The organism is Vibrio sp. B181a (genome assembly GCF_030248375.1).
Lineage (GTDB): Bacteria > Pseudomonadota > Gammaproteobacteria > Enterobacterales > Vibrionaceae > Vibrio > Vibrio campbellii.
The window spans coordinates 35,234-46,809 of the sequence record NZ_JAHGAD010000009.1; the positions used below are offsets into that span (position 1 = coordinate 35,234).

Here is an 11,576-nt window from a genome sequence, read left to right on the forward strand (position 1 = left end):
ATTTCTTATCTGCATTTATTCGCTAAAAACACGGGATTTAAAAATGAAAGCTAAATTCATTCGCTCATCAATCGCAGCAACTTTTCTTTTTGGACTAATGTCTGCAACACCTGCTTTGGCAGAAAACACGACTAACGTTTACTTTAAAGGTGAAATCGTAGAATCGGCATGTGGTCTATCTCCAGACAGCATCGACCAGACGATCCAACTTGGTCAGCAGCCTACACACATCTTTAAGGCGAAAGGCGATCGCTCTACGCCAGTGCCTTTCCAAGTGAAGTTGACTGATTGTGATACGAGTGTGGCAACAACAGCACAATTCACATTCGATTCTAACCCAGATACAACCGGTAACCTATTCAGCGTAGAAGGCGGCGCGACTGGCATTGGTGTGCGTATCCTTCACGATGGTAACCCAATTAACAACGGTGACGTAGCGGCAAGCAACGTACTGATCGATGGTACAAACATCGCGTCGTTCTCTGCGGCATATGAAGCGAACGTAGACGTAACAACAACGCCTGTAACTGCTGGTGTTGCAGAATCATGGGCGCTATTACGCGTGACTTACCTATAAGCGGTTGCTGAGAGAGCTTTGGCGTTTTGCCAAAGCTCTCGTTCTAATAAAAAACACTGGTTGATAAAATGCGTCGTCATTTACTCGGTTTAATAATTGTACTTTCCTTTCCTTCTTTTTCTTACGCGACCAGCTTCAATAATTATTTTATAAGAAGTGAAAACAGTGTCGATTTAAGCAAGTTTTCGAATGCGAACTTTGTGGAAGACGGTAAATATGAGCTAGAGGTTTATATTAATGGAGAGTTCTTAACCAAAGAAAATATTGTCTTTAATAACAATAAACCCTGCATCTCAGATGCATTAATGAACAGTCTTCCTCTAAGCGAACGAGGATATAAAGTCTATAAAGAAAACGCGATATCCGTCGGTGACGCAGTATGCTACCAACTTGAAGACGTTGGCTATACCAAGGTGGCATCGGATCTTGGTAAAGCTCGCTTAGAGATCACTACGCCTCAAGAATACATCGCCAATGAGTACAAATACGGCTTTGTCCCAGATCGCTTGTGGGATGATGGTATTGCCGCGCTCTATCTGGATTACAACGTTAACTACTTTTCAAGCCAACAAGACGATGAAAACGGTTGGAATGATGATCTGTCCACTTATGGCATTGTGGGGCTAAATGCTGGAGCGTTTCGCTTCCGAGCAAACTATCAAGCTTCCAATAACTATTCGGGTGAATTCACCTCACTTTATGGCTATGCGCCGATCCGCAGCATTAAGTCGAAGTTGACGTTTGGTAATACTCAGTTTGGTTCGGACGTTTACGACTCGTTCCAGATGACGGGCGTGCGCCTGCAAAGCGATGATCAAATGTTGCCATCGAACTTGCGTGGCTACTCTCCGATGGTTTCTGGCACGGTCAACACCAATGCGGTGATCACTATTCGTCAGCAAGGCAATGTGCTTAAAGTGGTGAACGTAAATGCAGGCCCGTATCTGATAGATGATCTCTCACAAGCCTCTCAAGGTACGTTGGATGTCGAAGTCAAACAGGCTGATGGTACGATTCAACGCTACCAAGTGAACGGTGCGGACGTCACGTATCTGACGCGACCAAATCACCTACGCTACAGCCTTTCTGCGGGTGTGCCGGACAGTGACTCTTACGAGATCACGCCAGAGTTCTTTTCTGCAGAAGCTTCCTATGGTGTGAACAACTACCTGTCGCTGTTCTCTGCGACACTGCTGTCTGAAGATTATCAATCTTACACTATCGGTAGTGGTATCAACCTAAATTACTTGGGCGCAGCTTCCTTCGATATCTCTACTGCGCAAGCCAAGTTGGGTGATGACAGTGATGCATCTGGCTTGTCTTATGGTTTTACCTACAACAACACCTTGACCGATTTCGGCTTGGGTTTGCGTGTGGCTGGCTACCGTTTTTCTGAAGAGCAGTACTACGAATTTGATGAATATTTAAGGTCCTATGATGACCACACTTCGTCAATCATCTATGCCGCGAACAACAACCGTAAAGATGAAAAGTACATCGCGCTGACTCAAAGTTTTGGCTCAACCAGTGCGTACGTCTCTTACTCCTCAAATAACTACTGGGACGATCGCCGTGACAGTTCTCGTTACGACATCAATATATCGCATCCGCTGAAGATCAACGGGATCGACTTGTACTTGACGATGAATCTCTACCAGTCAAACGACTCTTACCTGAGCTACGACTACGAGTCGGGTATTAATGAGTACTCGCCGAGTATCGATGAAAAAGGTTGGTCGCTGGGAATTTCTATCCCTATTGGTGGCAGTAACTCTGTCTCAGTACAAACCAACTCTCGAGGTGGAGACTACTCTCAAAGCCTTGCTTACTCGGGCTACAACAACGATGACGGTTCGAACTATCGCGTTGCTTACGACGTTTATGAAGGTGAATCCAACGGCGTAAGTGGTAACTACAATCGCGACTTCTCGTTCATGTCCACTTCTGTTGGTGGCAGCTATAAAACCAATTCATACAGCCAAGTGAATGCCAACGCGATGGGCACGGTTTTGCTTTCAAAACATGGTTTGGCGTATAGCGCACTTAACTCAGGCACGTCGCGCATTCTTATCGATTCGAATGTACCAAACGTCACCATTAACGGCAGCAACAACGAAGAAACCAATGCGTTTGGCTTGGCGTTGATTAACGGTGTGACACCTTATCAAAGGAGCTACAACACCATCGATTACAAATCACTACCTGATGATGTTGAGGTGCTTGGAAGCGTGAAAAGCATGGTGCTGACCGAAGGCGCGATTGGCTATCAAAAAATTAAAGCACGTCAGGGCAGTAACTTTATGGCGCGCTTGCTAAGCGAACAAGAGATTCCATTTGGTGCCTTGGTTTTTGATGACGAACTTGATCAAGAGATTGGCATTGTTGGGCAAGACTCAACGGCTTATCTGGTCGGCGTCAATCTCGATTCACAGATCAGTGTGAGTTGGGGGGATAACCAAAGCTGTCACTTAGTCATTGATGACTCGATTCTGAATAGTCAAGAAGTCATCCGTTCCGTTCATTGTGATAACTAATTAGTAGTTGAGAAATTATGAAAAATTCAATTTTGGCCATCCTGTGTTGTTTGATGGTCTCAGCATCGGCGAATGCTGCATTGGCTCTAGACCGAACTCGTGTTGTTTATGAAGGCGACTCGAAGGTGGAAACGGTAAGAATTAAAAACCCCGCCGACATTCCATTCTTGGCGCAATCTTGGTTGACGGACATCGATGGTAAGGATGTAGAGGACAAATTCATCGTTGTCCCACCGGTGTTAAGGATCGAGAGTAAAGATTACGCCATGTTGCGCATCAAGTCGTTACCTACTGCCTCTCAATTACCTCAAGACAGAGAGACGGCTTACTTCTTACATGTTCGTGAGGTGCCACCTTCTGAGGATGAGAAAAGTGCTGATGAAAAAGCCGACACGGCCACTGGTTCTATCCAAATTGCGATTGAATCGGTGATCAAGTTCTTCTACCGACCAGCGAGCCTGAACAAGATTAAGCGTGTTGATAAAGCGGTAGCTAGCGCGACCAAAATTAAGCGAAAAGGCAGTAATAAAATCGTCTTAGAAAACGGCTCGCCATTTTATGTGACCTACTCGGAGTTACTGGTGGGCAAATCGAGCAAAGCCGCGGGATTTAAACCCGTGATGCTAGCACCGTTTACCAGCAGAACGTTGAAAGTAGAAAAAAGCGACCGATACGAACTAAGCCATATCAATGATTATGGCGCTACAGTAACGAACACGTTCTACTGCAACTCGCAAGATATCTGTACAGCCAAAGACGAAAGTGAGGGGTAATATGAGAGCGTTATTTCTAACACTTTGTTTGCTCGTTACGGGTCTTTCAATTGCTCCCAATGCGTGGGCGTTAGCCTGCTATAGCACAGAAGCCGGTGGTAGTTTTGGTGGTAGTGGTCCTGGCGGTGTAAGCAGTTTCTACATTGACCCTTCTGCATCGGTGCCCATTGATGCGCCTGATGGGCAAGTGGTATGGCGTGGCCCGTCTCAAACGGTGAATGTTACTTGCTATAAAGATGCGACGAATTTCCCTCACCTGAAGGATTTCCCCGAACAAGTGTTCTTTTGGCCCGGTAAAACGGGTGATACCGTCGTCCCGAATATTCCCGGTATTAAGGTGGGGTTTCGATATGAAGGCCGAGATATTTATGGCGTAAAAACGGCGGTCGATGGCTTTAGGGTTCCTCAGTGTAGTGCTAGCGAAGATAACAACGCCTGTGAATCGCGCACTAAAACATCCAAAACCATTACATACCAGCCCATCATTGTTACGGGGCCGGGGGACTTCTCTGGATATAGCGCGCCGGTCAACATTTTCCAGTTAGATGGGGAGTTGGGCTACAACGGTGCGTATGCGAACTACCGCAGCGTGATTCAGAACATGGACATTCTTAAGCCTTCTAAATGTTTGGTTGAGCTGGAGATCAATAACAACAACATCGACTACGGACGCATTGGTGTAGACGATATTGTGCAAACTGAGCCTCGTCCTCTCACTATTATCGTTCGCAACTTAAAGTACGGAGCCGATTGCCCATCCGTTAAGCTGCGTGGCTACTTTGATAACGTTCGTGATCTGACCAACCGATCTTATGTCCCTGTCTTTGATGAAAGCGGCAAAGAAATCAAATCCTATGGCATCAAGCTGTACACCCCAAGTGGTGAAGAGGTTCAACTTAATGAGCCTGTCGGTGATGGCTATGAAGTAGAGCAAGTCGGCTATGACCGTTATCTTGCCAAACTGGTGCCTTTTGACCCTGACAATATCAAGAAAGGGAAATTTGAAGGAATGGTGGTGTATACCGTTTCTTACTTATAGGGGGAAGGCTTGTGAATTACAAAAATACGATTTTGTTCGCGCTGTCTGTATTCGCGCTTACTCCGGCTTTTGCCCAAGAGGCTCAGCAAACCGAGGAACCTGAGAAAGGCGTAATCGATACCTTGGTATCAAATGGTTTGTACTTTCAAATAGGAGGAGGGCTTGCCCAGTTTCAGGACGAACAGTACAAACACGATAACGACATCACCAGTTTGAAATACAGTTTGGGTATCACGACAGAACCTTTAGATTATGAGATAGGTTATCGCAGCTTATCGGACGGCAATGGCTTTGACATGAAAGGCTTGGATATTCTCGCCAAACACAAATGGTCATTATGGCGCGATGGCGGGTTATTTGCTGGTGTGGGTGGCTACGTCTACAACGCAGACATGGATAAACCACAGTTGGACTCACCGACAGAAACAAGCGGCGTGGCACCGTATCTATCGGTGGGCGGTTACTATGCTCTGAGTGAGTTTATTGATGTTTCTGTCCAATTCGACAATTTATTCAATGTGAGTGTGCTCGATCAGAACTATGACAAGAAAGACACCAAGCAGTTGCGTCAGGTGAATTTGTCTCTGGTGTTGCATCCATGGTCAAGCAGCAGCTATGACCCTCAACCAATCGAGCACATAGAAGACGCACCTGAAGAGCAAACCGTGATTCTCGCTGAGAACAGTCCGGTTTACAGCTACGATGACGCATCATTGAATCTGCAAATGGAAACGCAACTGATGCAAATGGCAAGTCGCATTGCTGAACTGGAAAGCTATGAAGTGGTGGTAACTGGAGGAGCCGATAGTAAGCCTGCGTATTTGGAGCACAATACTCGTTTAGCAGAAGAGCGAGCGAAAGTGGTCGCTGACTTCTTGATTTTACATGGCGTGAAAGCGGAGAACATTCGTCTTGAGACGTCTGTCATCGAACAAGAGCGCAGTGAACAAGACGCGCGGAAAGTGGAAGTGATGGTGAACGGAACCGAATTGGTTTCACCGCAATAACGACAGTAAGAGAACTCTAACCACAAATAAAAATCCCTCACCAATCGGCGAGGGATTTTTTGTATTCGGTAAGGATGAGGTTGTTTTTCATCCCTTTTGAATCTCGTAACGATTAATCGTTCTTTTCTTTACCGTAAACGCGAACGCCCGCTTTAGAGCCTTCAGAGTTACCGTAAACTTCGATGTTTTTCACACAGCGGCGGTAACCAAAGTAACGCCAATCTGTCATCTTGTCTTTCTTCAAATCACGGTGGAAGCGAATGGTTTTCTCATCACCGTTTTGGAAGCGTACAACGACCTTTCTTAATTCTAGGTCTTTCTCTGCTTTTACTTTGATCGCGTTAGTGTTGCGGCAAATCACCATCGGGATTTTTGCAGCTAGGTTACCGTGCTCAAGCAAGATAGTACGACCTAAAGTAAATTTATCGTCTGCATGTGCAGGAGCGATAAGTGTTGTTGCAGCCAATGCTGCCGTGATAAAAGCGGTATAAATTTTCATTCAAATAATCACAAAAACACAGGAGCGCGAATCATAGTCGAGAGAAATGAAAAACAGCTAGCAATATTTTTCCTTGTGAATGAAATTTCACACTCCGCTGACTTTGATTGCATAAATGTGAGAATTTTTCTTGTGAAGATTGTACGGTAGAAGAATCACGGGTGTTAGCCGCGGGTGGTGGCATTCAATCGCCAAAGATGTCGATAGGGGATTATGGCTTTATCACATTGGCGTTTGATACTGAGGGCAACCTATTTGACTTTCACTCCAATAAGTGATGATTGGGTAGTTAGGGGCATGATGCTGTCCTTTTAAATCGTCATAAATACATAAAATAATCTGCGCGCATTCTCTATTTTGTCGGCTTTGTTGCGTAATTCAGACGAGAAACTAATCCGCCCAAAGTTGAGTGACTTTTAGACAATGCGCTGAGTTTCAGGCATACCAAGTCCTGTAAGCTTGTTCAGCGCTTTAATCATTGCGTAAGTCTTGCCAACCTGAGCGTTGTAATGTCGGAGGCTGAGTTTCCCACCTAACAACTGTTTCACTCGATGCATTGCTGTCTCTGATAGCGAGCGCTTATGATAACCATACCGCTTTTTCCACTTCTTGTTGGAGCCGTACAGCTTCTGGCAACCTACCGCAAGATTTTGAGGATGTCCTTGTTCCCAGAAGGCTGCTCCTTCCCTTGGCGGAATGAGCGGAATCGCTCGCTTTACGCGTATCGCATCATGGCAATGTCTTGTGTCATAAGCGCCATCACCGGATATCTCAATGATTTTACGACGTGTCTGCTTGAGTAAGTTTGGAAGCACTTCGGCATCGGTAACGTTAGATAAACTCAGCTCTGCTGCGACGATTTCGTGGGTGCTGGTATCTACTGCTAAATGTAGCTTACGTCAGACTCTGCGCTTCCCATCAGTACCATGCTTTTTGATCTTCCATTCACCTTCGCCATAAACTTTAAGACCAGTGGCGTCGATGGCCAGATGCTGTATCACACCTCTGGTTTTGGTTTTAAATGAAACCTCAACGTCTTTAGCTCGACGGCTTAACGGGCAACTGGAGCAGCGGTGATTGGTCTGTGAATGCAAACGTGGCTTACCTAGATGCGGTTGACGAAAACAACTTCTCGACAGGTGTTAACGCACTTTGGAAAGGGCTAGGCATTGGTTATGTTTACGCGATGAACGAATACGAAAACCAAGAGATTCAAGGCTGGGCAGAAGGCGATGTGAAGGTATCTACCCTTTACGCTTCTTACGAGTTTACGGACGTACTAGAGGTAGAGAACTTCTCGGTGCTACTGGGCTCTTACTACACAACTGTTGCCAATAATCTTGATGCAACTTCGTCAAGTGAAGCGTTCAAAGAAGAAGACGATTTCGGCGCTCGTGTTCGCCTGTTCTACGAGTTTTAATTTGGTCTAGCGCAAGCATAGCAACCACTCAAAAGGGCACATTCAGTGCCCTTTTCTCGTCTATATTTAGCACTTTTATTTATGCAGTTTTGCGATCTGATGACTTGTCCGTTTTTGCTGTTGTCTCTCTCGCTTCAGTAGACTTATCTTTTAGCGTCACGACTTCTTTTTCTGGCAGTTCTGCGGCTTCTCCGAAGAACTTGCCACCCGCTTCAATACTCAGATTGTTGCTCCAAATTTTGCCACTGACTCGGCCCTTTGCTAGCACTTGGATGTGTTCTGCATGGCAGTTTCCATCCAGCAAGCCATTGACGATCAGTTGTTTAGCGTAGATGTCGCCTTTAACACGGCCGCTTTCTGCGACGACCAATGCGCCTTCGACATGCAACTGACCTTCGATGATGCCATCAACCTGTATGTCACTTTCTACTTTGAGTTCTCCGCTAACAGAACAGCCTTTGGCGATGAGAGTTGAAGCTGATGAGCCACTCGTTGTTCCACGGTTTTGATTAAAGATTCCCATCGTATTCTTCGCTCCTTGGTAAAAATGTCTTCAAAATCATTGAGGTGCCAATCCACGAATGGCCTCGGATCTAAGGCTCGTCCAATAAATCTCACTTCGTAATGAAGGTGAGGACCGGAAGAGAGCCCGGTATTGCCTGAAATGGCGATGAGCTGTCCTTTTTTAACAAACTCACCCGCTTTAACCTTGAACTCTTTTAAGTGCGCGTAAGCGCTCGAAAAACCAAATGAATGCTGTAAACGCAACAAGTTACCGTAACCTTTGTTACTTCGACGGGCCGCTTCTACAACGCCGTCGGCAGAGGCATATACTTTGGTGCCAGTGTTAACTGCAAAGTCGAGTCCTCGGTGCAGCTTGGCCTGCTTGGTGACAGGGTGAATACGCTTGCCAAACCCTGATGAAAGGCGTGCTTTACCGACTGGAGAGCCGCTAGGGATCTGGTTTAGCATCACCATTCTGACATTGGACGTAATCGCGGCGGTATCAAAGCGCGCATCTAGACTTTCAGTGTTGGACTCGTTGGCGACACCGAGTATTTTCTCCAACTCGCCCAAACGTTCAGAAACAAGTTGGACGCGCTCTTCTCTTTCAGAGAGGTCGTTCTCAAGCTCTGACTTCAGTGTTTTTAGCTGACTTAACTCTTGCCCCATATTGCGTGAATGCTCGGATAACTTTGCTTGTTCAAGCACCGCCTCATCCACTTGAGAGTAGAGGTGATTCACCAACATCGCTGTCGCTGCTAACCCCAAGGCGAATACCGCCAAGCACGTTTTAAAGTTACGCTGCATGGCTTTGCTGAAGTACCAATGCTTAGAGCCATTGATGGTCGAGATAGAAATAGTCAGCTGGTCTTTCATGGCAATATATAGGGCAATAATGGTGCGATATTCGTTATTGATAGCTCTGACTTTAAGTAAAAGCACCGTCGTCTTCTAGAGGAGGAATAGACGGAAGTGTCAGGTCGTGAGCTGTTTTCAGACAATAAAGAAAAGTTTGCAAATGGATTTAATAATGCACTGAATTTGGACGGTAGGGTATGGCATCTCATTATTTTTATTGAGCTACTTGCTAATAGTGTGGCCGCACAATTTAACTTACTTCACGGTTCGTCTTATAAATGTTCGATATTTTAAGAAATTGATATTCAGCAAATTGATAACTTTGTTTGTGCGTTTATGATGGCGTTGCATGCAAATAAATACCTGAATATTGGAATGAAGTTTCTCATCCTTTCAAAGCGTTTATTTAAGGCTTAATGCTTACTCAAACCAGCAGGTTGGTTTGGGGAAATAAAACCAAGACAACGGAGTTGGTCGTGAAAAAATTATTATTAGCTACTGCAGTGGTCGCAGCAGCCGGTGGTGCCGCATATGTGTACCAAAACAACCTTGCCCAAGGTGAATCTTCAAGCTCGCTACTTGCTCAAGTACCTGCTGATACCTTGTTGATTACCTACCAAACGGAACCTTTTAATCACTTCGAGTACATGAATGCGTTCGGTACATCACAGCAGCCACCAATGGGAGAGTTGTTTGCTGAAGAAGAGCTGACTCCTGGTTTAGAGTTTGCGGTTAATTTCTTGGATGCGTATATGGCAGCGGCGTCTTCTCCTGAGAGCTTAAAAGCCTTCTTGGGTACGGGCGATATGGTCAACCCAATCATGTACACCCTAGGCCTTGTTCCTGTTTATAAAGTGCAGTTGGAAACCCCTGCAGCGCTTTGGAAAACGCTGGATGAGCAAGAGCAACTTTCGGGCATTCAACATGAACTTGTTAAGCTAGATACCGTGGAGTTCCGTCGCTATGAGCTAACGGATTCGCAAGATCCACAACTGGGTATTGGCCTTGCGGTGGCAGTGGTTAATAACGTACTGACCGTGACTTTCGACATTCCTGAACTTGGTGTTGAAAACCCACTTAAACTGGCATTTGGTCTAGAAGCTCCGAAGAGCAGCATTGTTGATTCTGGTCGTCTCGAAGCGGTGCAAACTAAGTACGGTACGAACAACAACTCATTCGGGATTTTCGATATTCGTGAGATCATTAAAGGCCTAACGACACTTGATGGCAACCGAATGGCGCGCCAACTTAAGAATGTCGATTCTGACCCAACCTTAGAGCAACTGCGTTCTCCAGCTTGTCATACCGAGTTTACTCAAATAGCAAACAACTGGCCGCAGATGGTGGCGTTTGGAGAGTACAGCTCTGGCGATGACAAAGCTCGCCTCAATGGTAGCTTTGTTGTTGAATCGAAGAACCAAGTGATCCTTGACGCGCTGCAATCTATGCGTGGCGTATTGGCAGAATCCAATGGTGAGCAGAGCATGTTTAGCGTGGCGTTAGGCCTAGACGTTGCTACTCTGGCTCCTGCGATTGGTAAGATCTGGACAGATTTAACCACGCCTGAATACCAATGTTCGCTTCTGGCACAAGCGCAAAATGAAATGCGTGGTCAAAACCCAGCTCCGGCGATCAGCATGGGTGCTGGCATGGCAAATGGCCTGAAAGGTTTGAGCATGGAAATGTTCGGCCTAGATGTGAACATGAATGGTCAGTACGGGCCTGAGCTAGGTCAGCTGGACGCGATCTTGTCCATCTCAGCAGATGATCCAAACATGTTGCTGCAAACGGCACAAATGTTCATGCCTGAACTAGCGCAGATTCAGATCCAACCGGACAACCAACCGGTGAATATTGGCGGTCTGCTTGAACCATACGCAGGTAAACCAATGGACGTGTTTGCTCGTCTCAACGGCAGTCACTTAACGCTTTACAGTGGTGATGCGTCAGCAGCAGCGAGTGAGAAAGTTATGGCTCAGCCGCTAACAGCGAATGGCCTATTGAGCTTCACTATGGATTCGGACCGCGTACTGGAAGTGATTGAAACGGCATCTCAAGTGTCTGGCGAGCCAGTACCAGAAGACGTGAAGATGAGTCTACAAGGTGAGCTTATCGGTGGTATGTCTTTGGATGTAACCAAAGATGGCATTGCGTTTGACTTTGACTACACAAGCTCAACCAAACCAACAGTGAAGGTAGCGCAGCAATAAGCGTGATTCACTGGCTTCAGTCTCGAAGCATATTTTCATAATCAAAAGGCGACCTCAGTGTCGCCTTTTTTTGTTTTTCTCAATATACGTACTTCAATTCTCTTCCTTTCATTCAAAAGTGGACACCAAATAAGATCGATAAAAATCAGTGGGAT

Annotated in this window: 9 protein-coding genes and 3 pseudogenes; 8 read left to right on the forward strand and 4 right to left on the reverse strand. The window is 45.9% G+C overall.

The genetic code is table 11. The features are described 5' to 3' along the window. The first annotated feature begins 43 nt into the window (after positions 1 to 43). The 5 genes from KIO97_RS04020 to KIO97_RS04040 all read left to right on the forward strand — a co-directional run bounded on the left by KIO97_RS04020 (position 44) and on the right by KIO97_RS04040 (position 5,930). Positions 44 to 577 carry a fimbrial protein gene (locus KIO97_RS04020; RefSeq protein WP_045383538.1) on the forward strand — a complete coding sequence of 178 codons (534 nt, stop codon included), beginning with the start codon at positions 44 to 46 and terminating at the stop codon, positions 575 to 577. A 68-nt stretch (positions 578 to 645) separates the two neighbouring features. Next, positions 646 to 3,111, forward strand: coding sequence for a fimbria/pilus outer membrane usher protein (locus KIO97_RS04025; protein WP_285381092.1), 2,466 nt, complete (start codon positions 646 to 648; stop codon positions 3,109 to 3,111). A gap of 17 nt (positions 3,112 to 3,128) precedes the next feature. Beyond that, complete coding sequence (locus tag KIO97_RS04030) at positions 3,129 to 3,884, forward strand: molecular chaperone (protein ID WP_285381094.1); 756 nt, start codon at positions 3,129 to 3,131, stop codon at positions 3,882 to 3,884. A gap of 1 nt (position 3,885) precedes the next feature. Next, a complete protein-coding gene (locus KIO97_RS04035) occupies positions 3,886 to 4,923 on the forward strand; it encodes an adhesin (protein WP_285381096.1) in 1,038 nt (345 codons plus the stop codon). An 11-nt stretch (positions 4,924 to 4,934) separates the two neighbouring features. Further along, a complete protein-coding gene (locus KIO97_RS04040; protein WP_285381098.1) occupies positions 4,935 to 5,930 on the forward strand; it encodes an OmpA family protein in 996 nt (331 codons plus the stop codon). Between the two features lie 112 nt (positions 5,931 to 6,042). Here KIO97_RS04040 and KIO97_RS04045 read toward each other — a convergent pair whose 3' ends face one another. Then, on the reverse strand, positions 6,043 to 6,429 hold the full coding sequence (locus KIO97_RS04045; RefSeq protein WP_045383548.1) for a DUF2541 family protein: 387 nt from the start codon (positions 6,427 to 6,429) through the stop codon (positions 6,043 to 6,045). A gap of 125 nt (positions 6,430 to 6,554) precedes the next feature. Between KIO97_RS04045 and KIO97_RS04050 the strand changes: the two are divergent. Then, positions 6,555 to 6,707: pseudogene (locus KIO97_RS04050) on the forward strand (VOC family protein); the annotation flags it as partial. Positions 6,708 to 6,845: 138 nt separating this feature from the next. Here KIO97_RS04050 and KIO97_RS04055 read toward each other — a convergent pair. Further along, a pseudogene (locus KIO97_RS04055) lies at positions 6,846 to 7,484 on the reverse strand (IS5 family transposase); the annotation flags it as partial. Here KIO97_RS04055 and KIO97_RS04060 point away from each other — a divergent pair. Then, positions 7,478 to 7,849: pseudogene (locus tag KIO97_RS04060) on the forward strand (carbohydrate porin); the annotation flags it as partial. The pseudogenes KIO97_RS04055 and KIO97_RS04060 sit on opposite strands and share 7 nt — an antisense overlap. 79 nt (positions 7,850 to 7,928) lie before the next feature. On the opposite strand, the gene KIO97_RS04065 reads toward KIO97_RS04060, so the two are convergent. Both KIO97_RS04065 and KIO97_RS04070 read right to left on the reverse strand, forming a co-directional pair. Further along, entirely contained in the window at positions 7,929 to 8,372 is a 444-nt protein-coding gene (locus KIO97_RS04065; protein ID WP_105065599.1) for a polymer-forming cytoskeletal protein, read from the reverse strand. After that, a complete protein-coding gene (locus KIO97_RS04070) occupies positions 8,276 to 9,229 on the reverse strand; it encodes a M23 family metallopeptidase (RefSeq protein WP_086370470.1) in 954 nt (317 codons plus the stop codon). Before KIO97_RS04070 ends, KIO97_RS04065 begins: the two co-directional genes overlap by 97 nt. A 458-nt stretch (positions 9,230 to 9,687) precedes the next feature. On the opposite strand from KIO97_RS04070, the gene KIO97_RS04075 reads away from it, so the two are divergent. Further along, positions 9,688 to 11,421, forward strand: coding sequence for a hypothetical protein (locus KIO97_RS04075; RefSeq protein ID WP_285381101.1), 1,734 nt, complete (start codon positions 9,688 to 9,690; stop codon positions 11,419 to 11,421). The last annotated feature ends 155 nt before the right edge of the window (positions 11,422 to 11,576 follow it).